Genomic DNA, 22,931 nt, shown 5'->3' with positions numbered 1-22,931 from the left:
TCAGCGGAGGACTATGTCCACCGGATTCGCCTCGGACCGCCAGTTGCCCTCGGTGCCCGGGCGCGGACCGATCACCGGCGCCGTGAGGACGCCGGAGCGGTTGGTGCGCTTGTCGCGCAGGATCTCCGTGACGGAGCCGAGGTGCCGGCTGAGGTCGATCACGTTCTCCGGCGCGGCCAGCAGCAGCTGGAAGCCGAACTCGTGCAGCGCCTTGATGCCCGCGCCGGCGAATTCCTCGGAGGCCAGCACGAACGCCTCGTCCATCATCACGGTGCCGTATGTGGTGAATCCCTGCTCCGCGATGCCCAGCTGGTAACTCAGCGCCGCGGCCATGATGAAGGCGGTGAAGCGCTGCCGCTCGCCGCCGGACATGGAGCCGGTGTCCGCGTGCATGAAGACTTCAGCCTTCCGGGAGCCCTTCTTCGGCCCCGGCACTTCACGATGTTCCTTGCACTGGATGAACAGGTGCCCGCGGACGTCCAGGACCTCCGCACGCCAGCGCCGGTCCTCCGGTGTTTGCGAGCCGAGCCGCTTCACCAGCGTTTCAAGGGACTTGTAGCGGTTGGTGAGTTCGGCGTCGTCGCCTGTCTCCGCCTCGGACGCCCCCGCGGCCTTCCCGGGCCGCGCATGCCGGACCTTGAGCGCGTTCTGGATGGCGTCTTTGAACTGCTTCGCCGTGGCGGGGAGCGTCTGTTTGATGTCGAGTTCCAGGAAGCTGCCTTCGTGGAAATTTACCGCGGACAGGATGCCGTTGAGTGGCAGGATGCGGCTCGTGATCGAGCGGCGTTCCTCGTCCAGCAGGTGCAGCAGCGTGCTGAAGGATTCGTGCGTGCGCTGATTGAAGAATTGCCGGAACTCGGCCTCCTGGGCGGGTAGCCCGTCGCTGACGATGGCGTGGTAGCGGGATTCGAACTCCCCCGCGGCGCCGATCGAGGTGCCGTGGTCCGCGGAGATTGCCGTGCCCCATTCCCGGACAAAGCCCTCGAAGATGCGAGTCAGCCGCTCCGAGGTGGCCTGCCCGCGGGACTCGGCCGCATGGAGCTCGGCCAGGAGCCGGGTGCGCACCTGGTTGGCAAGGTTGTCGAGCTCGTGCATTTGAAGGACATCGCCGAAGGCGGCGAAGTACGGCGCCAGGGCAGCGGCGGTGGATTCCGACGGCGGCGACTGCTCCAGGCGGGCGCGCGCGGCGTCCAGCAGGGAATCGGCAGCCATCAGCTGGGAATCGAGGGACTTGTATTCGCTTTGCAGCACTGCCGCGGCCTCGGTGCTCGACTGGTGCTTCTGCCGGGCGGCCTCGATGTTGGCGCGCAGTGGCTCAAGGTCCGCCTGCGCCGCGAGGGCATCCTTGAGCCGCTGCCCGATCTTCGCGAGCTCGTCCGCCGCGACCGCCGCCGAAACCTGTTCCCAGGGGCGGTGGTCCTCGGCGACCCTGCGCAGGGCCTCCAGCTGCCGGGTCATGCCCTGGTGCGATTCTTCGCGGCTTCGGGCGAGTTCGGCCGCCTTGGCCAGTTCCTGCTCCAGGTCCGCCACCTGCGCCGCCACAAGGTCGAGTTTCGCGGCGTTGTCGAACCCGAGCACATAGTCCTGGCGGCCCGTGAAACGGTCGTCTTTTTCCACCGTGTGACGGTTGCGCTTGACCACACCGCCCAGGCTGAGGCCCTTGTCCAGACGAGCGAGCTCGTCCGGGTCCTCCACGCAGGGGTAGGCGAAATCGAGGGCAATCCGCTCGCGGATCCAGGTGCTGGCCTCGGCCAGCGCGTCCGCGTGGGGGGCGACGTCGGCGAGGAAGCTCAGTTTGGTCAGCAGTTCGCCGTCGGCGGCGTCCTCCACTGCCAGGGCGCCGCCGGACAGCGTCTTGGACACGTCCACCGCGCGCAGCGCCCCCCGGACGGAATGGTCGTTGAGGTAGCGGGTGACGGCGGCGAAGTGCTCGCCAGGGACCAGCAACGTCGTGGCCAGGCTGCGCAGCGCGCGCTCTGCGGCGGGGCGCCACTGCTCCTGGCCTTCGGCGAGGTCGATCAGCTCACCGCCGAAAGGCATGTGCTCCTCAGGCACGCCGGTGGCCGCCGCGATCGCGGCCCGGTTGTCAATGCTCGACGGCGGCAGCAGGGACTTGCGCGTCTTCAGCGAGACGAGCTCCTGCTGGGCCGCGGCAAGCTCCCGCTTTCTGGTCGCATGGCCGTCGAACGCCTCGAAGCGGAGCTCCTTAAGCGCGTCCGAATCATCCTTCAGTTCGGCAGATCGTGCCGCCGCGTGTTCGTGGGCCTGGTCCCAGCCGGCCGCCGACCATTGGAGTTCCAGCCCCGCGTCCGAGAGCGCCTTGCGTGCCGATTCCTCCACTTGCTGGCGAAGCTTGAGCCCCACCTTGGCGTTTTCGAGCGACTGTTCGATCGCCGAAATCGCGTTCCCGCCCTGGTTGTTGTAGTCCGCCTCGAGCTGGCGGACTTCCTTGGCGAGACCGTCACGGACGCTTCGTTCCGCGCCAAGTTCCTTGGCCTTGGCCTGGGCGAGCCCGCGGAAGCGCTCCAGCGTTTTCTCGTGGACGGTGACGGCCAGCTGTTGCCTGTAGGCTTCAAATTCCTCGCCGCCCAGGTCCCGCAGCCGGTTGGCATCCAGCAGGGACCGGGCATATTCCCGGTTCAGCCCGGGGACCGGCGCCAGCTGGTCGCGCTGTTGCCTGACGTCCTCGAGGCGCTGCCGGATGGACATGAGGTTGCTGAATTCCTCCACCACGTCATCGGCGGCGGCCAGGGTGGCGGGCGCATCGAGGACCTGGTCGCGGAAGAAAGTATTGACGCTGCCGCCGAGGCCCTTGCCTGCCTGGATCACCCGAAGCAGCGGGAGGGCCTGGTCCGAGTTGATCCCGAGCAGGCGCCGGAAGCGTTCGGCGAAGGCTTTGTGGACGTCGAAGACCTGGGCGTCAGGGAAGAGCGTGTCCAGGGCGGACTTGGTGAACCGCTTATCCGCGAGGCCCTCGATGGCCGGGAGGTCCAGCGGCTTGTTGTCGATCAGGTAGTAGCGGCCGACGCTGGACTCCGTGCCGTTCTTGGGGAGGTCGAACAGTGCCGAAACGGTCACCTTCGTGCCCGCGGCGTTGTCGAAGGTCAGCGCGACGGCGGACCAGGTGGCGCCGGGGCGCTGGAAGGCACTGGCCGAGCCCTCGCCGACGGCCTTGTCCCCCACCTTGCCGCGCATGTACGTGAACGTGGTGCGCTTGTCCTCCACCGCACCCCCGGCCCGCTGGGCGGCAGCCTCGTTGGAACGCGGCCGGGCGTCGAACACCCGCAGCATGGCGTCGAACAGCGTGGACTTGCCGACGCCGGAATTGCCGGTCAGCAGGGTGCCGTTGCGGTCCACGTGCATCGTGTGGGCGCCGTGGAATGTGCCCCAGTTGACCACTTGGACGAGGGCGAGGCGCATTTGGCCGGGGTTCGTGAGCTCGCCCATCGGGAGCATGGTCGCGATGCTCATTCGGCGGCCTCTGCTTCCTCAGTGTGGTCGCCTTCAGCGCTCAGGCGCGACGACGCCGGTGCCGCCCAGGGAGTGGCATCGGGCCTGTCGGAGCCGGGCGGCTCGCTGCTTGCAGCGGGGCCGCCCGGCGGAGGGGCGGGGGCGGCATCGGCGTCGTCGCCGTCCTCTTCCGCAGAACTGTCGCCGTCGAACTCCAACAAGGGCTCTGTGCCTGACTGGTCGGTGCTGGCGGCGACCAGGGCTTCGATCTGGGCCGGGATGTCGCCGATGTTCTCGAACGGGAGGGCCAGGGGGAGGGCGTTGGAGATTGTGTAGACCTCGTCCAGTCCGGTGGTGATGAGCAACTGGCGGGCCAGGAGCTTGGTGATGGCACGGGTGACGGCGTCGGAATCGCGCAGGGCGTCCTGCTGGCCGGACGGCTGGTAATGGGCCACGAGCTCGGCGATTTCCTCGCGCGTGATGGTGGGGTCGGTCTGGGCTGTGACATGGCGGTCCAGAAGCAGCCGGAGTCGGAGCAGCACGATGGTTTCGACACGGCTCAGGGCACGCTGTTGGCGCAGGATGCTGGACCGGGTGCTGCCGCCGATCGCCTCGGGGTCCACCGGACGGAGCACGGCGACTTTGCGTTCGTGGTCCAGCTGGAGGGTCAGGAACAGCTCGGAGAGACGGCTGCGGAGGATGAGCTGGTTGTCCAGCAGCGTGGTCCACAGCTTCTCGTCGCGGCCGCCGTCGATGTACGGGCCTTTGAGCAGCTTCACGAGCGCCTGGCGGACCTTCATCGGGAGCACCCCGGTGTCACCGGGGAACAGTGCGGCACCGTCCACGAAAGTGTCCCGCGGGGTGACAGTGAAGGGGTCGGCGTGCGCGTGGGCAGCCTCGCCAGCGGATGCCTCGCCAGTGTGCAACGCGCCGCGCGCTTCTTCGGAAAGTTCAGTCATGTTCAGTCCTTCTTCAGCGTGACCACCGGCAGGTACGCCGTGCGGGTGGTGCCGTCTATCTGTTCGAAGTCGAGGGGGCCCCAGGCGTCGCGGTCGAAGCCGGCGCCATCGTGGAGGGCATGGGAGAGCAGCGCCCGGATGGAATTGATGTGGCGTTCCTCGGCCGGCAGCTGCCCCCACGCCTCGGTGAGGGACGAGGCGCCCGCGAGCGCAGCCCGGAGGAGCTCCGGCTTGGCTTTGCCGGTCCGCGGCGAGCGCGCGCGGTCCGAGTCGGAGAATGCGATCGGGTCTGCGAGCTTGGGTGGCGCCGCGAATTCGTCCGGATCGAACAGCTTCACCATCGCCAGGGATTCGAAGCCTGCGTTGAAGAGGACAGGGCCGCGGACCAGGCCGGGGCGTTCGCGCTCGTACGGCAGGGACCGGATCGCTTGTTCGGCTTCGCGAAGCACCTTGCGGAGCCGAACGGACTGGCGGAAGTCGTCGCTCTGGACGTAGGTGTTCAAGCTTTCGCTGAGCTTGCCGTAGATCCTCTGGATCTGGCTGTGCTGGGTTCGGAGCTCCGCGACGAGGTTCTTCAGCGTTTCGCGGTCCTCGTGGGTGAGCTCGTCCGCGAACTGCCGCCCCAGGACCTCGCCGATCGCGGACCGGAACCGGAGCTGCTGCTGCGGGTCCTCCAGGAACGCGGTGAAGGAGCGGAATGTCCTGCCCTCGGGGCTTTGCCGGAGCCGCTTGTCCGCCTCGAGCACCTGTGCCATCGTGGCGCCCTTGCTGAGGGACTCCTCGATGATCTGGTTGCGGAGCTCCCCCACGAGCTCTTCGATCCGGTCACGCATCTTCTTGTAGTCGGCCGGCAGGCTCGCGGCGAGGTCGAGAATGTTGCCGGCGGCCTCAACGGCCTCCTCGTCGTCAAGCAAGCCGTCGAAGTCACCGGCGCTGATGTCCTCGATCAGCTGGCGCCGTTCGCCGATCTCCTCTTCGAGGGACTCGAGCCGGGCGCTCTGGTCCGGGTTCGTCTCATTGGCGAGTTTTTCGACGTCGCCCAGCAGGGTCCCGAGCCGGGAGCCGTTGAGGGTGGACCGTTCGCTGGAAAGACTGTCGAGGAAGGCGAGGACGCGGGCCGCGGGCTCGGTGACTTCGTAGACGATCTGGCCCGACTGGTTGCGACGGGTCAGGAAGTTCTTGCGGGTCCATTCGTCCGCGTATTTCTTTCCGGAGGGTGCGCCGCTGGCCGACCCGCCCTGCTGCTCTCCCGCGCCGGGGGCATGGCGGCGGAGCTGCTCAAGGAAGGCGTCGACGTCGGCGTGGAACTGCTCCAGCGGCAACTGCGGCCGGGTGCGGGTGAAGGAGGCCTGGAGCACGGCAATCACCCACGGCGCGGAGCGGGTGAGCGCCCAGGCCGGTCCCTTGGTGAGGAGTTCGAGATCGCGGAGACGGGCACTGATGGCGTCGGCCGAGGACACAGCGGAACGGGACACGCGCTCTCCTTCAGCTGCCTTGGGGATGTTGGTGGGCAGCGGATTCGAAGAAAACTGCCAGCTACAAGGTTAACGCAGGCTCAGTCCGCATTAGTCGTTGTCTGCACCCCGGTTCCCGAGCACACTGGAACCATAACGGGAGCGGAGGCCGCCATGCGCAGAAAAATGGAGTGGGTCACCGGGGCGGCGTCGGCAGCCGTGGTGCTGGGCGCTGCCTGGGTCGCGGTCGCCGCCGTCCAACCGCCCGCGCGCGATCGGCTAAGCCCAAACGCGCTCGTCGTCACGGTGGGCGGCTTCGAACTGGAAGACTACGTTGACGGCTCCGACCAGCTCGGCAGGGGTGACCGGGAGAAGGCGACTAGGGCCGCGCTGGCCACGGTCGGCCCGGGACGCGTCACCGAGGTCGAACGGGACGGGGACTCGGGCTCCACCTACCAAGTGGAGGTACGGCTGCCCGACGGGTCAGAAATCGACGTGGCGCTTGGAGCCGACTTCCAGATCCTGAACGCCGGCGCCTCCGTACGCGACTGACGCCGTCATTCTCCTGTGACGCACGTGGTTGGTGAGGTTTCCGCAACCGCTCCGTGACCTACGCTCCGGTAGCATTTCGATCCCATATCAAGAGCCCCGGCGCGCCCCTTGGACTCTGGCTGAGCCTGCCTCCGGCACCCTACGCTCGGGCTACTGAATCAGCCGAAGCAATGGTGCCAGGGGGAAGAATGCAGCTCGACCTAAGCGCAGTGGAAACGGGAACCATGGTGTTCATCGGAACTCTCGTGTTCGGCTTGGTGATAACCCTTTTCATGACGACAGCGGCCGTCGGGGCGCTGCTGCTGGTGGGCGCCGCCCGGCTCGCGTGGCTCGTCGTGGCGCGCAGCCTCGTGGGGCTGGTGCACGGTATCAATCATGCGTGGGACCGGCTGGTCCACCACGCGTCCACGGTGGAGCTTCCGGGCGACTTTTCAGGGCAGCCGTCCCCTAGTACAGGCACCTACCCGCGGGTAGTATTGCGGGACAGCTGAAGGGTTCTCCACCCACGGCGGACCCAGGGCTCGAACCGGCTAACCGGTTAGAGGAGATGCCCGATGAGCTCCGCCATTGAAGATCCAGCCACCGATAATCCAGCCGCGGCCGTTCCGGCGACATCGGAACACTTCGGCCACGACGCCACCGCCGCCGATGCCCGGGCCGTCGCCGAGGCCGCCCGTGAGACCGTGTGGGACCGGCCCAGCTTCGCCAAGGGGCTCTACCTTGGCAGCTTCGATCTGACGCTGATCCACCCCTGGCCCGAAGCCCCCGCGGACGACGTCGAACGCGGCGAGGCTTTCCTGGCCCGGCTGACTGAACTCTGCCGCACGATGTCGGGGCGCACGATCGAACGGGACGCCCGGATTCCCGACAAATACCTCCAGGGGCTCGCGGCGCTTGGCACGTTTGGGATGAAGATTCCCCGGGAATATGGTGGCCTGGGCCTCTCGCTGGTGTACTACGGCCGCGCGCTGGCCCTCCTGGGTTCCGTCCATCCAAGCCTCGGCGCCCTCCTGTCCGCGCACCAGTCCATCGGCGTTCCGGAGCCCGTCAAAGTCTTCGGCACGCCGGCCCAGAAGCAGGAGTACTTGCCGCGCTGCGCCGCAGGCGCCATCACCGCGTTCCTCCTCACCGAGCCCGACGTCGGCAGCGACCCCGCTCGGATGGGCAGCACCGCAGTCCCTGCAGACGACGGCGAATCGTATGTCCTGGACGGTGTGAAGCTCTGGACCACGAATGGAGTGATCGCGGAACTCGTCGTCGTCATGGCCCTGGTCCCGGCACACACCGGCGCCGACGGCACGGTCCACAAGGGCGGCATCAGTGCGTTTGTGGTGGAAATGGACTCCCCCGGTATCACGGTGGAGAACCGCAATGCGTTCATGGGGCTCCGCGGCATCGAAAACGGCGTGACCCGCTTCCACCAGGTCAGGGTCCCGGCGGCCAACCGGCTCGGGCGGGAGGGCCAGGGCCTCAAGATTGCCCTCACCACGCTCAACACCGGCCGGCTCTCGATTCCCGCCCTCTGCGTCGCCTCCGGACGGTGGAGCCTGAAGATCGCCCGCGAATGGTCCAACGCCCGAACCCAGTGGGGCCGCCCTATCGGCGAGCACGAGGCCGTTGGCAAGAAAATCGCCTTCATCGCGGCCAGCGCCTTCGCCCTGGACGCCGTGTTTGAGCTGTCTGCTGAAATGGCCGACGCCGGGCAGAAAGACGTCCGGATCGAGGCGGCGCTCGCCAAGTTATGGTCCACGGAGATCAGCTGCCGGATTGCCGATGAGCTGGTGCAGATCCGCGGTGGCCGCGGCTTTGAAACGGCGGACTCCCTCGAGGCCCGCGGAGAGCGCGCGGTCCCGGCCGAGCAACAGCTCCGCGATCTGCGGATCAACCGGATCTTTGAGGGGTCCTCGGAAATCATGAAGCTGCTGATCGCCAGGGAGGCCGTGGACGCCCACTTGGCAGTCGCGGGCGATCTTGCCTCAGAGGACGCCAGCCTGTCGGACAAGGCCAAGGCCGCGCTCGGCGCGTCCGGTTTCTACGCGAAGTGGCTGCCTAAGCTTGTGGCCGGGGCCGGCATGGATCCGCGTTCCTACGGTGACTTCGGCCGGTTGGCCAGGCAGTTGCGGTTCGTCGAACGCTCGTCCCGCCGGCTCGCCCGGCAGACCTTTTACGGCATGGGACGCTGGCAGGCCAAGCTCGAGCACAAGCAGGCGTTCCTGGGCCGGATCGTGGACATCGGCGCCGAGCTGTTCGCCATGGCGGCCTGTTGCTCGCGGGCAGAGATGCTGCTGCGGACCGCGCCTGAACAGGGCGCGTCGGCCTTCGAGCTCGCCGAGGCGTACTGCGAACAGGCCCGCGTCCGCGTGGAGGAATATTTCGACCAGCTCTGGAGGAACACCGACGACGGCGACCACGTCCTCACCCGCAAGGTCCTGGCGGGCGAGTACGAATGGCTTGAAGCCGGCGTGCTGGACCAGTCGGAAGGTACCGGTCCGTGGATTGCCGACACCAGTCCCAGGGCATCGGTGAAGGAGGACCTGCACCGGAATTACCGCTGACCGGCCGCCCAGGGAGTCCCGCCCCTACCGGATCGGCACCCACGCCGACCGATCCGGCGCCGGCAGGGCACGGAATGGATAGTAAGCATCCTTGCTAACCGCGTTCAGGCCGTGGTTAGGTGGACGCGAGGCCGGCATGCTGGTCTCCGTCTTGCGGTGCCCGGCTCAGACAATGAGTTCGGGTCATTCAGTGAAAGTGAGCAGTTCCATGAGCAGCACAACAGGCCCCGAAGACCGCACACCCCGACGCGCCCCCGACGAGGAGGGGACTGCCGCCCAGAAGGCCCGCATCCACGACGCACGCCAGGACGCAGCGCGGGAGCCGGTGCGCGGTCACCGGGCGGACGAAACGCGTGCCATGCCGGCCGCGACCACTGAAGTCCCGGCCACCGGGGTTCCGGCGACTGAGGGACCGGCGGCGACCCGGGCCCACGCCCACGTCACCAACGAGGCGCCCGTAACAGCTGTGCGCCACGGCGAGCCGGTCAACGCGCCCGTCCGCGAGAGCGTCGTTGACGAGGTCCCCACCCGCGAATCCGTGGTGGCCCGCGAGAAGGAGCAGTTCGGCGGCATCAAAATCGGTTCCGCCTTCTTCGGCTGGCTCGCAGCTACCGGCACCGCTGTCCTGTTGACCGCGCTGGTCGCGGCCGCCGGCACGGCCGTGGGACTCGCCACCAACACCGATGTCAACGCGGCGGTGAACCAGGCGTCCAACAACCAGACGGTGGGACTCGTCGGCGTGATCGTGTTGCTCGTCATCTTGTTCGTCGCCTACTACTGCGGCGGCTACGTCGCCGGGCGGATGGCCCGCTTCAACGGCGCCCGCCAGGGTTTCATGGTCTGGATCTGGGCGATCATCGCTGCGATCGTCGTCGCCGTCCTCGGCCTGGTCGCCGGACAGCGCTACAACATCCTCGCGAACCTGAACAGCTTCCCGCGCATCCCGGTCAATGAGGGTCAGCTGAATACCATGAGCATCATCGCAGCCGTCGTGGTGGCTGTCGTCGCCCTGATCGGCGCTGTGCTTGGCGGCCTCGCCGGCATGCACTTCCACCGCAAGGTGGACCGCGCCGGATTCACACCGGTCGAAACTGTCGATGAACGCTAGGCCGGAGAACCCAAGAACGGCTGGCTAGCCCGGCACGACGGCGTCAAGGTAGTACCAGCGGCGGTCCTGGCGCAGGAATCGACTGGTTTCGTGATGGACGCCGCGTTCGCCGTCGTGCCGGAAATGCGCCGCGAATTCGACAATTCCCTCGCTGTCCAGCGGACCGCCCCTGCTCATCGAGAGGATGTCCAGGCGGCGCCACTGCATGGCCGGATCGAGCTCCAGCACCGGCGGCCGGGTGTCCGGATGCCACGTCCGAAGCAGGTAGCCGGCGTCCAGCACCACGAAGGCGCTGTACCGGGAGCGCATGAGTTGCTCCGCCGTCGGCGCCTGCGCATCACCGCGGTGGAACCGGCCGCAGCAGTCGGCGTACTGCTCACCCGAGAGGCACGGGCACCGTCCCTCATATGCCGTGCCGGACGGATCGTCTTCGGGCTCAAAATCGGCTGCTGCGGCGTGCGTCACTCTGTGTCCTTCCGGCGGGCCGGACGGCGCCGGCGGGGCTGCTTCCGACTATAGACGGCTGCCTCCGCAGCGCTGACGCGTGCTGCGCGGTAACAGCTTTGACACATCTTCCCCGGGGCCGCCGATGCCTGCGTGTCCGCGCCGAAAAGTCCGTATTGTTAAGAAGGTTCCCGCCGGCCAAGATCATTGCGGCAGGGACCCCGCTGCAGGCTGGCCAGGAGAGGTGAAATGGAAGATCCGACAACCATCGCGCTGAACCTGACCTTTTTCGGGACCCTGGGAGTGGCGCTCGTCATGTTCCTCGGGCTCTTCGTCGTTTTTGTCGCCACCCTCGTGATCGCAGGGGTCGGGCGACTGGTGGCCGTCACGGCCATGGCCCTCGCCCGGGTCATCGGCAAGAGTCCCGAGCGCCAGCCGGAAAAGACCCCCAAACCGGCGAAGCCCGCCCGCGCCGGCAAGGCCGCCAGGAACGAACCCGCGCTCGCCCCGGAATGGGCCGCTGCCGTGGCCCGGGCAGACGCACGCGCGGCCGCGAAGGCCAAAGCCGAAGCAGCACCGCCCGTCAAGGTCTCCGTCCGGAACCTGCCGAGCCCCAAGGCTCCGGTGCAGGACATCAAAGAGGTGTCACCACTCGTGGAGTCGGCCACGGACCAGAACGGCAAGCCCGGCACCCCCGCCCGTGCCTTCCAGAAACCCCCGATGCCTGCAGCGAAGTCCCTGCTTGACACCGGATCGCTTGTTTCACTGCCCGGGCGGCTGCCGCTCGTGAAGGACAAACCGCAGGTCCAGGAACGCAAAGCCGGCTGAGGCCCTTACTCCGGGCAGGCAAGTCCGCTACGGTGAAACCCATGGAATTCAGATACCTCGGGAACAGCGGCTTTAAGATTTCGGAAATCACGTTCGGCAACTGGCTGACCCATGGTTCGCAAGTGGAGAACGACGTCGCCACCCAGTGTGTCCGGGCAGCACTCGACGCCGGCATCAGCACCTTTGACACTGCGGATGTCTACGCGAACACGGCGGCGGAAACGGTCCTCGGCGAAGCCCTGAAAGGTGAGCGCCGGCAGTCGCTGGAAATTTTCACCAAGGTCTTCGGCCCCACCGGGCCCAAGGGACACAACGATCTCGGGCTGTCCCGCAAGCACATCATGGAGTCCATCGACGGCTCCCTGACCCGGCTCCAGACCGACTACGTGGATCTGTACCAGGCCCACCGCTACGACTTCGAGACACCGCTGGAAGAGACCATGCAGGCCTTCGCGGACATCGTCCGGCAGGGCAAGGCGCTCTACATCGGCGTCAGCGAGTGGACGGCCAACCAGATCCGCGAAGGCCATGCCCTCGCCGGGGAACTGGGCTTCCAGCTGATCTCCAACCAGCCGCAGTACTCCATGCTGTGGCGGGTCATTGAGGCCGAGGTGGTTCCGACGTCCGAAGAGTTGGGCCTGTCCCAGATCGTCTGGTCCCCGATGGCGCAGGGCGTCCTGAGCGGCAAGTACCACCCGGGTAAGCCGGCCCCGGAGGGCAGCCGCGCGACGGATGCCAAGGGCGGTTCGAAAATGATCGAGCGCTGGATGTCCAGCGAAGTCCTCACCGGGGTCCAGCAGCTCAAGCCGATCGCGGAGGAGGCCGGGCTGACCATGGCCCAGCTGAGCATCGCGTGGGTGCTGCAGAACAAGAACGTGGCCTCGGCCATCATGGGCGCGTCCCGCCCCGAGCAGATCGCCGGCAACGTGGCCGCTGCGGGCGTGAAGCTGGACGAAGTCATCATGGACAAGATCGATGCGGCCATCGGCTCCTTGGCCGAGCGCGACCCCGGGCAGACCAAATCGCCCGCAGCGCGGGAGGCGTAGGGCCCATGGCAGCCGGGCCCGAGCTCGCCGTCACCGGTTCCACCGGGTACCTGGGCGGGCTGGTGGCCGGCCTGCTGGCCAACGCAGGCAGTCCGCAGCGGCTCCTGGTCCGGGACGCCGGCCGCGCTCCGGAGCTCCCGGGCGCGGTTCCAGTGGTTGTCAGCTATGGCGACCCCGTGCTGGCGCGGTCCTCCGTGGACGGGGTGAAGACGCTGTTCATGGTCTCCGCCGCGGAGGCCGAGGACCGCCGGCAGCAGCATTACACTTTCGTTGATGCCGCGGCCGAAGCCGGCGTCCAGCACATTGTGTACACCTCGTTTTTCGGGGCCGCGCCGGACGCGACGTTCACGCTGGCACGCGACCACTTCGCCACGGAGGAACGCATCAAGGCCTCCGGCATGGACTACACCTTCCTGCGGGACAACTTTTATCTGGACTTCCTGCCGCTTCTGGCCGGCGCGGACGGCGTCATCCGCGGGCCGGCAGGGGACGGTGTGATGGCCGCAGTGGCGCGGGCGGACATTGCCCGCTCCGCGGTCGTGGTGCTTCGCGATCCGGTCCTTCATGTCGGGAAGACCTACGACCTGACCGGGCCGGAGGACATTTCGCTGGTCCGGGCAGCGGAGCTCCTGACCGCCGGGACCGGGCGGACCATCAGATTCGAGAACGAGACGCTCCAGGAGGCCTACGCGTCCCGGGCATCCTATGGCGCACCCTCATGGCAGGTTGACGCGTGGGTAAGCACGTACACGGCAATCGCCGCCGGCGAGTTCTCCGGGCCGACCTCGGCGGTGCACGATTTGACCGGCCGCGAGCCGCTGGGCCTGGCGGAGTTCCTGGCGGAGGCGCATCGGCTGTAGCGGCGGCTGGCCCGGCAGGCCCGGTATTGACGGTCTGCGGGCTGCGGCGTAGACCTAAACGCAGGGAAACCGGCCACATCCGGCCTGGTTTGGAGCAGAACGGCAGCGCCATGCCAAAGCAAATGTCAAAACGTACCCCCGGTGTCCTGCGCCGGCAGACGCAGCGGCTCACGGCACACCCCGGCGAGCCGAGCCACGGTCCGCTCACGGCCGAGGAACTCCAGCTCGCCGTGCGGAACCACTCGATGCCGCTGGAAGCCCTGCAGCGTGAGACCACGCCGCCCGGATTGCATTATGTGCTCAACCACTTCGACATCCCGTTCATCGACGCGGACCACTGGCATCTGCGGATCGGCGGCGCCGTCCAGCGGTCCCTGGAGCTGAACCTCCGTGCCCTGCGACGGGCTCCGGTCATCAGCGTGCCCGTCACCCTGGAATGCGCCGGCAACGGGCGGTCCCTGCTACGTCCCCGGCCGCTGAGCCAGCCGTGGATGCTGGAGGGCATCGGCACGGCGACGTGGACCGGCGTTCCGCTGGCCTACCTGCTGACCCAGGCGGGAGTCGAGGCTGACGCCGTCGAGGTGGTGTTCACGGGCGCCGATGCCGGGATCCAGGGCGAGGTAAGCCAGCAGTTCGCCCGGAGCCTGCCGGTCTCCGAGGCGCTGCGGCCCGACGTCGTGCTGGCCTACCAGATGAACGGTGCCGACCTTCCGCCACAGCATGGCTACCCGCTCCGTCTCGTGGTCCCCGGCTGGTACGGCATGGCCAGCGTGAAGTGGCTGTCCTCGATCAAGGTGGTGACCAAGCCGTTCGACGGCTTCCAGCAGGCGGTCGCGTACCGTTACCAGCAGGACGCGGACGACGCCGGCACGCCGGTCACGTGGATGAAGGTCCGCTCGCTCATGGTCCCGCCGGGTGTCCCGGACTTCTTCACCAGGCGCCGGGTCCTGCCCGCCGGACCGGTAATGCTGACTGGGCGCGCGTGGTCCGGGGAAGGCGCGGTGCAGCGGGTCGAGGTGGGGATCGACGGCAAGTGGGCGCCGGCCCATCTGGAGCAACCGGCCGCTCCCTTCGCCTGGTGTGCCTGGTCGTTGCCGTGGGTGGCCGATCCCGGCGAACACGAGCTGGCGTGCCGTGCCGCGGATGCCAGCGGCGCCGCCCAGCCCCTGGAGCAGGCCTGGAACTACCAGGGCATGGGCAACAATGTGGTGCAGCGGGTGAAAGTCAGCGTCGAATAGACGCTAGCGGGCCCGCCGCAGGTGCTCCGCGTTCAGTTCGTCGAGTTGATCGTCCGTGAGGTCATCAAAGCCGCGGGCCTCGCGTTTGTCGCTCCGGGAAAAGCGCATGAACATCAGGATGATCAGGGGCAGGTCGACGATTTCGCAGATGAACCACAGGACGTCTCCCGCCAGTTGCTGGTCGCGCAGGGCATCCGGGAACCAGGCCACGGCCGACTGCCGCGTTGTCACGTGATCGAGGACCTGGCCGTTGAGGCGCAACAGGATTCCGGGTACCGCGTCGATGAGCAGCTCAATGAAGACGAAGACGAATTCCAGCGTGATGAACGCGCTGGAACGGTGGAAGTCCGCTTCTTCGATGATTGGAAGCGCCATGAGCATGCCGAGCAGGGGTATGCCGATGGTCAGGAGCGCTTCGGCCACTGGGTCCGTGCGCAGCGTGTAGAACGCCGGGGTGAGGAACGTGGAGAAGAGAGCCAGCCCCAGCAGCGGGGCTGCCATGGAGTTGCTCACAAACCGCACCATGCGGTTGGAGAGCACGCCGTCCAGCCGTGCGATGCCCCGTTCCGCGAGCGCCGCGCGGGCAAGGGAAATGGGCTTCCCCAGGCCGATCAGCAGCGGCACCACGAAGAGCATCAGCGTAATCTTCAGGGTGAAGGCCCACCGGAGCTGGGAGCTGTAGGCGCCGGGGAATCCGCACGTGAGGACAGCCAGGGATCCGAGGCCAAGGACGTAGAAAGCCACGGTCCTCCACACGGGCCAGCGGTGCTCCTTGGCCGCCGCAGCTTTGAGTCCGAGGCCGTACAGCACGCCAGAGGCAATGATGATGGCTAAGGCGGTCCAGTCAATCTGCCAGGCAGTGATAACGACGTCGAGAGGCGGCACCGGCTCATGATAGCCGCTCTTCCTTGGAGGGCGCTCGGCCGGCGGGTCACTCCGCAGCCCGTTCCCATTCGGCGGCGGGCTCCGGCGACGCCTGCTCGATGACGGCGGCGATGTGCTCGAGGAGGTACTGCTGCCCGGCGACGGTGGGATGGTCGCCGTCGGGGCCGATCAGGTCCCCGACGTCGTTGCTGATCCATCCTTCCGCGATCGGATCGACAAACTCGGCGCCTGTCGCATGGGCCGCGGACTTTAGTTGCCCACGGATGTCCAGAAGTCCAGGATCAGGGTCGGCCGAATACGACGGCGGGCCAACCACGATGATCTTCGCAGCGGGGGCCAGAGCCTCCGCGCGGGTGATCGCCGCCGAGGCCGCGTCGCCGACGGCACTCGCGGCGTAGCCGAGGTCGTTCTCGGAGCCGAAGAAGACCACCACGCCAGTGTCTCCGGTGACAAACTGGTCCACCTGGGTGCCGAAGGTGCCGTCAAGATCGCCGGGCCTGAGGTAGCCGCTGCCGTTCTCGGCGGCGTTGAGCACCTGGAATCCGGCGAGGACGGGGTCCGTCCGGATCAGGGCAGGCCAGGCGTGCGCGGGTGAAGTGCCGTGCCCGGTGCTCAGCGAATCTCCGACAACCACCACTCGAACTGCCGGGGCTGCAGTGACAACCGGCTGCGCCGCGCTGGCCGCTGCTGCCGCCAGGAGGCAGGTCACGACTCCCGCCGCGGCAAGCCGGCTGTGGCGCTGTCGTGGCGGCGGGCTGATCCGCATGGCTGCCGCCTCCTGCCTAGGATTCGCAGGCGCCGGGTCCGGCGCCTGCTCCAGCCATTGTCCTCTTTCGAGTGTTTCATCGGTATTGCCGGGGACCGGCTGGTTGGCTGTCCCGGACCGCGCCGACCCTGCTGGTGCCTCCTAGTAGTCCACGATCGCTCCGCTGGAGATGTTGATGGTGGCGTCAGTGATGGCGGCCGCCTTGTCCGACACGATGAACGACGCCACGTTCCCGACGTCGGCCAGGGTGGCGGTACGGTTCAGGTGCGCGGCCTTGGCGATCTCCACCACAATCTCCTCCCGCCCCTCGGTCTGCCAGGGAATGGTCTCGACAATGCCGCCGGTCACCATGGTGACCACCCGGATACCGTTCTTCCCAAGCTCAAGCGCCCACTGACGGCGCAGGCCCTCCATCGCGTCCAGTGCGACCTTGAACCCGCCAAGTCCGGGCAGCGTCTGCGGACCCGAACCGCCGAACATCAGCACGACGCCGGAGCGTTGCTTGATCATGTGCGCGGCCGCCGCACGGGTGGTGAGGAAATGGGTGCGCGCGGCCAAGGCGATGGGGCGGGTGAAGTCATCGACGTCGATTTTCATTAACGGCTCCTGCACGTCGCCAAAGGAGATCACGTTGAAGGAGATATCGATCCGGTTCTTCTTCGCTACCCGGTCCACGAAGGCATCCACCTGTTCTTCGTCCAGGGCATCGACGACAGCGGTCACGGCTTTGCCGCCTGCCTTTTGGATGTCCCGGGCTACCTTCTCCAGCCGGGACTCCGTCCGTCCCGCGAGGTGGACGAGCGCACCTTCGGCCGCGAACGCCCTAGCCACGGCCCCGCCGATCGCGCCGCCCCCGCCGTAGATCAGTGCGGTCTTGCCGGCCAGCAGGCCGTTGTCCGGGATTCCGTTATTCAGCATGGTCGCCTGCCTCCTGCCGAGGAGTCGTGAATTCCCTCAACTATGTTCTTGCGGAGGGCAGGTGGCAAGAGGGCACGAGGCCCTAGGGGCGCGGCGAGGCGCCCGGTTCCGGCTCAGGTGGACCACCCGTGTCTTCGTGGCTTTCGGGGGTGATGGAAGCGGCCGGGCCGCCGATGCCGTAGAAGCCTGCCGGACCGCCAGGCTCGCCCGGTGAGGCTGACGGGAGGTCCCCGGCAGGACCGCCGTCGAGCGGGCCACCGCCGGGCGGCGGGTACGCAGGAGATGCAGTCGCCGCTTCGGGCGGCGGGTACGCAGGAGATGCAGTCGCCGCTTCGGGCGGCGGAGGGCCACCGTAGGCGATCGCCGGTGCGTCCCCGGGGTCGCTCGGCCCCATGTCCAGATGGAACGGCGGGTATTCGTCGCGCATCAGGGACACGTAGGTGATCACCCGGTAGATCCAGCGGTTCAGGCCGAGCAGGAAGTCGAACAGGCCTTGCCAGTACCGGCCGGTGAACAGCAGGACGACTCCGGCAATGAATACCAGCAGCCCTATGAGGGAAACGCCCACCCCTTCCTGCACCCAGTTACCGTCGCGCATGGTCCAGGTCCGCGCCGTACCGGTCAGCACGCCGATGATGAGCAGGTGGGGAATGGCCAGCAGCCAGGACTTCACGAGCACCAGCCCGTGGGAGAGCCTCTCGGGATAGTCGACGTCGAAGTCCGCCGGGTAGTCCGTCCGGGCCAGCGTGAAGGGCGGGTAGATGTCCGTGCCGAGAGCGCTGTAGGAGTAGAAGGCCACCCGCCAGTTCCAGCGGATCACCCCGACGTTGAAGTTGAACAGCGAGCGCGGATAGTGTCCCGTGAACAGGATCGCGAACCCGGCCACGATGGTGGTGACGACGAAGGCGAACCACAGGAAGAACAAGATGATGTAGTGCGGAATAGCCAGGAGCCACTTCACCAGCCACAGCCAGCGGGACAGGTTGGGGTCCAGATAGCCGCTGAGCCGGGCCGGGTAGGCTCTGCCGCCGCCCGGAGGCGCCCCCGCCCAGGCAGGATGGTTCCCCGGAGGGTACGGCGTCGCGCCATACGGCGGGGCCGCATAAGGTTGCGGCGGGCCGGGTAGCCCGGGGTAGGCCGGGGCAGCCTGGGCCTGCATGGGATAGGGCTGGCTTCCGTACGGCTGGTCTCCGTAGGGCTGGCCGGGGTGACGGGGCGGGGACGACGGCGGGCCACCGCGGCCGAGTCCCGCGGCCCCGGCCACGATCAGGGGCACGCCGACCGCCAGGAGGACAAGGCCGCCGATCAGCAGCCCGACGAAGATCGGCCAGAGCAGATCGGAGCGGGCGCCGGCCTGCAGATCAACGGCTACGGGAGTGCTGGCATCGGCATTCATGATGACCACGGCCCAGTTTCCGGAGCGCAGGTCCCACTTGAGCTCCTGCTGCCCGGGACCTGTCGCGGACGCTACCCAGAAACCCTGTTGCTCCGGCCGCGCAGGGGCCTTGGTGCCGGCGATCTCGCCGTACTGCGCCCGGAAGGGATCAAACCTGACGTCGATGATCTCGGTGTGCTTGACGCCTGCCAGGTACGCTGCCGCGTCGTCGCGGGGGGCGATCCCTATGAAGATATTCTTCCCGGGGTCGGCGGCGGAGCCGCGGAGCACAACGCTCCCGGGTATGTCCACGGGAGTCCCCTCGGGCATGCCGCGTCCGGTCATGATGTCCAGGCGCGGGGACGTCAGGGCGTAGGAATCCCCCGAGAAACGCTCCAACGGCGAAGTGAAGTACCCGCCGTCGCGCTGCTGGTAGTTGGCCCACCCCGTCGCGCCCGCGCCCGCCAGCAGCCCCAGGCCCACGAGGGCGCCCAGCGTACCCAGCACCAGCATGACAATCCGGCCTGGTTTCATGGCCGCCGTCCTTTCAGATGGTCCATTTCAAGACTCCGGTCCAGCGCGCGTGCGTGGACCTGCCGTTCACCGGCCCACCGATCTCAGCAGGGTTTCGCCCGGCTTCCGGCTTTCACGCAGTGATCACTACTTTGAGCGCTTTCGTTTCCGCAGCCCGGGCGAAGGTGTCGTAGGCCTCCATAAACTCATCGAAGCTGAAGTGGTGGGTGGCGAAGGTGTCAGCCGGCACTTTCTGCTGCGCCACGAGCTTGAGCAGCATGGGGGTGGTGTTGGTGTTGACCAGGCCCATGCTGATGTTGATGTTCTGGATCCAGAGGTCCTCCACATGAAGTTCCACGGACTTGCCGTGCACGCCTACGTTGGCCACGTTGCCGCCGGGCCGGACGATGTTGGTGCACATGTCGAAGGTCGCGGGGATACCGACGGCTTCGATGGCCACATCCACGCCCTGCCCGTCGGTCAGGGCCAGCACCTGCTCCTTCCAGTCCGCGGCGCTGGACAAGACGACGTCCGTGGCACCAAATTCGCGGGATTTCTCCAGCCGGTTCGCGTCGAGGTCTATGGCGATGATCGTGGCGGCGCCGTAGAGGCCCGCGGTGGCGATCGCGGCCAGGCCGACTGGCCCGGCACCGATGACGGCGACCGTGTCGCCGGGCTTGACCCGGCCGTACTGCACGCCGATCTCAAATCCGGTGGGGAGGATGTCGGAGAGCATCACCGCCTGCTCGTCACTGACGCCGTCCGGCAGCAGGTGGAGGGAGTTTTCGGCGTACGGGACGCGGACGTACTCGGCCTGGGTGCCGTCGATCAGGTGCCCGAAGACCCAGCCAATGCCGGACTTGCCTTCGTCGCCCAGGCAGTGGGAGTAGAGGCCGGTCTTGCAGTTGGCGCAGTGCCCGCACGACTTGATGCAGGAGATGATGACGCGGTCCCCGACTTTGAGGCTGGTCACGGATGAGCCGATCTCCGTGATGGTTCCAACGCCTTCGTGACCCAGGATCCTGCCTTTTGTCACGGCGGGAACGTCGCCTTTGAGGATGTGGAGGTCCGTCCCGCAGATGGTGGTGGTGTCCACTTTGACGATGACGTCGCTGGGAGTCTGGATCTTGGGATCGGGGACGTCCGTCCAGGATTTTTCTCCGGGACCGCCGTAGACGAGGGCTTTCATGCGTGCTCCTTGGTTTTGAGGATGACTAGCGGGTCCACGAGGCGCAGCCGGCACGGGGTCTCTGAGGCATCGATCCCCGAGTACAGCGACGAGAGTTGCGCACGTTCGCGGAGTTCGTTGATGGCGGCGGCTGACACGCGGGCGTGGGCCAAGTCGATGACGATTTCGTGCCCGGGCAACTTGGCGCTTACCCGGCGCGCGACCACGTAAAGGGCCCGGACGTTTGCCGCTGTGACAACGCCCCGGACTTCGACGCGGGTGGATTCGGCGTCGGCGTCGATGCGGATAAGGACTTTGAGTCGGGGGTCCGGAACGTGGTGATGCATGGACCCGTCAGAGCTCCCTGACGGGTGTCGGGAGTGAGTGGATTCCAATAACTGGGCTGAATTTGCTCATACGGCCGTGGTCTCCTGCCTTTTCCTGCGGAAGCTGAAAAGTGCAAAGTGCCATTTCCTTCCCCAATGCTGAGCGAGACCGGTGTTGAGTTCCTTGACGCAGTTCATCTCCCCAAAGCCGTGCGGGAACCGCCCCAAATACAGCTTGGCGAGTGCATGATTCGGGGGTAAGGGGCGAAAGTCCCTGGTAGCGCTGGCGGGCCCGGATTGTTGCTTGGCCATTCCGCCCCTAGCCTGTTTCCTATGCCTGCAACAGATAATCCCCCGGCTGCGCCTAACCTCGTGCTGGCCTCCGTTAGGCAGCCCGGTGATGCGGCCCTTTATGACATCCACCTGGCCGACGGCGCGGTCTCCCGGATCACTCCGGCGGGGGCCGCGTCCGCTGGCGTCCCGGGCGTCCCTGTAGCTGACCTTGCGGGACGCTACGTTATTCCCGGCCTGTGGGATGAGCATGTCCACATGACCCAGTGGGCGTTGGCCGCCAACCGGGTTGACCTCTCGCGTGCAGCCTCTGCGCAGGACGCAGCCGACGCCGTCCGCGCCCACCTTGCCGACGCTGGCGTGGGCGGCGCGGCCGGCGGCGGCCGGACACTGGTGGGAGTGGGGTTCCGGGACGCCGTCTGGCCGGACGTGCCCGCCCTGGACATGCTTGACGCCGCGACGCTCGGACTGCCGGCTGCCCTCCTAAGCCACGATCTTCACTGCGTCTGGCTGAACAGCGCGGCGGCGGAACGGTACGGCGTATCCGTGGACCGGAGCGGACTCCTCCGGGAGGAGCCGGCCTTCAACCTGACCCGCGAGCTCGGCAGGCTGCCGGACGCCATCGTCGATGGCTGGGTGCGGGAGGCCGGCCGCGCGGCCGCAGTGCGCGGCGTCGTGGGAATTGTCGACTTCGAGATGACGTGGAACCGGGACGTCTGGCAGCGCCGGATCGCCGGTGGATTTGATGCCCTCCGGGTGGACGCGGGGGTCTACCCCCAGGATTTGGACCGTGCGGCTGCCGAGGGGATGCGCACAGGGCTGGCGCTCGACGGCGGGGCCGGACTCCTCAGGGTGGGGCCCCTCAAAGTCCTTATCGATGGATCGCTGAACACCCGCACGGCATACTGTGTCGATCCGTATCCGCACGGCGGACGGGGCCTACTCACCGTGAGCGAGGACGAGCTGCTGGACCTGCTGGCTCGGGCCCGGGAGGCCGGCTTTGTTCCGGCCGTCCACGCGATCGGCGACGGCGCCAACGAGGTGGCGCTGAACGCGTTTGCGGCGGCCGGAATCTCCGGAAGGATCGAGCATGCCCAGTTTGTCCGTCGGCAGGACTTCGCCCGCTTCGGCCAGCTCGGCCTGACGGCGAGCGTCCAGCCGGCGCATGCCCTCGACGACCGCGATGCCGCCGACGCGAACTGGGCCGGGCGCACCGACCGGGCCTTCCCGCTGCGGTCCCTGCTGGCCGCCGGGGCCACCCTGGCGCTGGGCTCCGATGCGCCGGTGGCGCCGCTGGAACCCTGGACCGCGATGTCGGCCGCCACCACGCGGTCGCGGCAGGACGGCCGCGGCCCCTGGCATCCGGAGCAGGCGCTTACCCGGCAGGAGGCCCTGGCGGCTTCGGCCCGGGGGCGCGGCCGGATCCGCGTCGGCGACCCGGCAGATATCGCGGTGCTCGACGGCGACCCGTTCACGGCCCCAGACGGCGCCTTCGCCGCGATGCCGGTGGCGGCCACCCTGGTGGGCGGGAGATTCACGCACGACGGCGTCAGTCGCCTCTGACCCGCGCCCGGACGAGGTTGGCGTACGGCAGCCGGCCGTACACTTCCACGAACGCGGTGTGATACCCGGCTTCGGCTGCGTTAAGCTGCTCCACGGGCAGCTCCTTCCACGCGATGACCAGCGACCCTGCCGCGGCGAGCTGCCAGACGAGCCGGCCGTCCCAGTGGCCCGGCGGTTTGCCTTTGCCGAAATCGACGAACTCCTGGATCTGCCGGCGCAGCCCGCGGTTGCCTTTGCTCCCGGGGCCGGCCTTGCCCAGGTAGAGGACGTCGGCGCCGTCGACCCATTCGGCGGCCAGGGCGGTCGCCGCCAGGGAGGGATCCTTCTTCTTGAAGACTCCCGCCGTACTCTTGGACAGAAACCGCGGTTCGAAGCCCTCGGGACGCAGTACCGCAAAGATTCCGGTGCGTTGCGGGACCCGGTTGGTGTCAAGGTCCGCGAGCGGCCGGAACCCGGTGAACCCGTCCTGCTTCAGTGTCTGTCTGTTGAGCGGCATAGGTTCCTTGGATCGGGGCGTTCCGTCGAAGCCTACGAAACCGCAGGTTCCGCGGCCGCTTTCATGTCGGTGGTCGCCGGGACACTTAAAGTATGGACGGCGGGCAGGCGCCCTGAGCGGCTTCGCAAGCAGCGGT

At 67.5% G+C, this 22,931-nt stretch carries 20 protein-coding genes; 9 read left to right on the top strand and 11 right to left on the bottom strand.

The window, feature by feature from the left end:
• Genes AC1DES_RS14500 through AC1DES_RS14490 form a run of 3 tightly spaced genes read right to left on the bottom strand, consistent with a single transcriptional unit; the run spans window position 1 to window position 5,884 of the window.
• The gene (locus AC1DES_RS14500) at window positions 1-3,471 is read right to left on the bottom strand and encodes an ATP-binding protein (protein WP_476896411.1); all 3,471 of its coding nucleotides are present in this window, start codon (window positions 3,469-3,471) and stop codon (window positions 1-3) included.
• Window positions 3,468-4,409, bottom strand: a complete 942-nt coding sequence (locus AC1DES_RS14495) for a DUF4194 domain-containing protein (RefSeq protein WP_476896410.1) — start codon at window positions 4,407-4,409, stop codon at window positions 3,468-3,470. The genes AC1DES_RS14500 and AC1DES_RS14495 overlap by 4 nt, the downstream gene beginning before the upstream one ends.
• Window positions 4,410-4,411: 2 nt before the next feature.
• On the bottom strand, window positions 4,412-5,884 hold the full coding sequence (locus AC1DES_RS14490; protein WP_476896409.1) for a DUF3375 family protein: 1,473 nt from the start codon (window positions 5,882-5,884) through the stop codon (window positions 4,412-4,414).
• 153 nt (window positions 5,885-6,037) lie between these two features.
• Between AC1DES_RS14490 and AC1DES_RS14485 the strand changes: the two genes are divergently transcribed.
• The 4 genes from AC1DES_RS14485 (at window position 6,038) to AC1DES_RS14470 (ending at window position 10,078) form a co-directional block, all read left to right on the top strand.
• Window positions 6,038-6,415, top strand: coding sequence for a PepSY domain-containing protein (locus AC1DES_RS14485; protein WP_476896408.1), 378 nt, complete (start codon window positions 6,038-6,040; stop codon window positions 6,413-6,415).
• 188 nt (window positions 6,416-6,603) lie between these two features.
• Complete coding sequence (locus tag AC1DES_RS14480; RefSeq protein ID WP_476896407.1) at window positions 6,604-6,906, top strand: hypothetical protein; 303 nt, start codon at window positions 6,604-6,606, stop codon at window positions 6,904-6,906.
• A gap of 63 nt (window positions 6,907-6,969) precedes the next feature.
• The gene (locus AC1DES_RS14475) at window positions 6,970-8,970 is read left to right on the top strand and encodes an acyl-CoA dehydrogenase family protein (protein ID WP_476896406.1); all 2,001 of its coding nucleotides are present in this window, start codon (window positions 6,970-6,972) and stop codon (window positions 8,968-8,970) included.
• A 208-nt stretch (window positions 8,971-9,178) separates the two neighbouring features.
• Window positions 9,179-10,078 (top strand): hypothetical protein, encoded by a 900-nt coding sequence (locus tag AC1DES_RS14470; RefSeq protein ID WP_476896405.1) that lies wholly within the window; start codon window positions 9,179-9,181, stop codon window positions 10,076-10,078.
• 24 nt (window positions 10,079-10,102) lie between these two features.
• On the opposite strand, the gene AC1DES_RS14465 is transcribed toward AC1DES_RS14470, so the two are convergent.
• On the bottom strand, window positions 10,103-10,543 hold the full coding sequence (locus tag AC1DES_RS14465) for a YchJ family protein (RefSeq protein WP_476896404.1): 441 nt from the start codon (window positions 10,541-10,543) through the stop codon (window positions 10,103-10,105).
• Window positions 10,544-10,771: 228 nt separating this feature from the next.
• On the opposite strand from AC1DES_RS14465, the gene AC1DES_RS14460 reads away from it, so the two are divergent.
• The 4 genes from AC1DES_RS14460 (at window position 10,772) to AC1DES_RS14445 (ending at window position 14,494) form a co-directional block, all read left to right on the top strand.
• On the top strand, window positions 10,772-11,350 hold the full coding sequence (locus AC1DES_RS14460; protein WP_476896403.1) for a hypothetical protein: 579 nt from the start codon (window positions 10,772-10,774) through the stop codon (window positions 11,348-11,350).
• Window positions 11,351-11,391: 41 nt separating this feature from the next.
• Entirely contained in the window at window positions 11,392-12,396 is a 1,005-nt protein-coding gene (locus AC1DES_RS14455; RefSeq protein WP_476896402.1) for an aldo/keto reductase family protein, read from the top strand.
• A gap of 5 nt (window positions 12,397-12,401) precedes the next feature.
• Window positions 12,402-13,256 carry an SDR family oxidoreductase gene (locus tag AC1DES_RS14450; protein WP_476896401.1) on the top strand — a complete coding sequence of 285 codons (855 nt, stop codon included), beginning with the start codon at window positions 12,402-12,404 and terminating at the stop codon, window positions 13,254-13,256.
• Between the two features lie 122 nt (window positions 13,257-13,378).
• Window positions 13,379-14,494: a sulfite oxidase gene (locus tag AC1DES_RS14445; RefSeq protein ID WP_476896400.1), complete on the top strand. Its 1,116-nt coding sequence runs from the start codon at window positions 13,379-13,381 to the stop codon at window positions 14,492-14,494.
• Between the two features lie 3 nt (window positions 14,495-14,497).
• On the opposite strand, the gene AC1DES_RS14440 is transcribed toward AC1DES_RS14445, so the two are convergent.
• From AC1DES_RS14440 to AC1DES_RS14415, 6 genes are all read right to left on the bottom strand, one after another.
• Window positions 14,498-15,379 carry a cytochrome c oxidase assembly protein gene (locus AC1DES_RS14440; protein WP_476896399.1) on the bottom strand — a complete coding sequence of 294 codons (882 nt, stop codon included), beginning with the start codon at window positions 15,377-15,379 and terminating at the stop codon, window positions 14,498-14,500.
• Window positions 15,380-15,425: 46 nt separating this feature from the next.
• The gene (locus AC1DES_RS14435) at window positions 15,426-16,145 is read right to left on the bottom strand and encodes an SGNH/GDSL hydrolase family protein (RefSeq protein ID WP_476896398.1); all 720 of its coding nucleotides are present in this window, start codon (window positions 16,143-16,145) and stop codon (window positions 15,426-15,428) included.
• Between the two features lie 141 nt (window positions 16,146-16,286).
• Window positions 16,287-17,063 carry an SDR family NAD(P)-dependent oxidoreductase gene (locus AC1DES_RS14430; protein ID WP_476896397.1) on the bottom strand — a complete coding sequence of 259 codons (777 nt, stop codon included), beginning with the start codon at window positions 17,061-17,063 and terminating at the stop codon, window positions 16,287-16,289.
• 82 nt (window positions 17,064-17,145) lie between these two features.
• Complete coding sequence (locus AC1DES_RS14425) at window positions 17,146-18,972, bottom strand: DUF4389 domain-containing protein (protein ID WP_476896396.1); 1,827 nt, start codon at window positions 18,970-18,972, stop codon at window positions 17,146-17,148.
• A gap of 112 nt (window positions 18,973-19,084) precedes the next feature.
• Window positions 19,085-20,140, bottom strand: coding sequence for a zinc-dependent alcohol dehydrogenase family protein (locus tag AC1DES_RS14420; RefSeq protein WP_476896395.1), 1,056 nt, complete (start codon window positions 20,138-20,140; stop codon window positions 19,085-19,087).
• Complete coding sequence (locus tag AC1DES_RS14415) at window positions 20,137-20,466, bottom strand: hypothetical protein (protein WP_476896394.1); 330 nt, start codon at window positions 20,464-20,466, stop codon at window positions 20,137-20,139. The genes AC1DES_RS14420 and AC1DES_RS14415 overlap by 4 nt, the downstream gene beginning before the upstream one ends.
• A gap of 312 nt (window positions 20,467-20,778) precedes the next feature.
• On the opposite strand from AC1DES_RS14415, the gene AC1DES_RS14410 reads away from it, so the two are divergent.
• Window positions 20,779-22,299 (top strand): amidohydrolase, encoded by a 1,521-nt coding sequence (locus AC1DES_RS14410; protein WP_476896393.1) that lies wholly within the window; start codon window positions 20,779-20,781, stop codon window positions 22,297-22,299.
• Here the strand turns inward: AC1DES_RS14410 and AC1DES_RS14405 are convergent.
• Window positions 22,286-22,795 (bottom strand): hypothetical protein, encoded by a 510-nt coding sequence (locus AC1DES_RS14405; protein WP_476896392.1) that lies wholly within the window; start codon window positions 22,793-22,795, stop codon window positions 22,286-22,288. The two genes, AC1DES_RS14410 and AC1DES_RS14405, sit on opposite strands and share 14 nt — an antisense overlap.
• Window positions 22,796-22,931 lie beyond the last annotated feature (136 nt).

This window comes from Arthrobacter sp. 05T442, from assembly GCF_056395945.1.
This window is presented reverse-complemented; position numbering and strand designations above follow the sequence as displayed.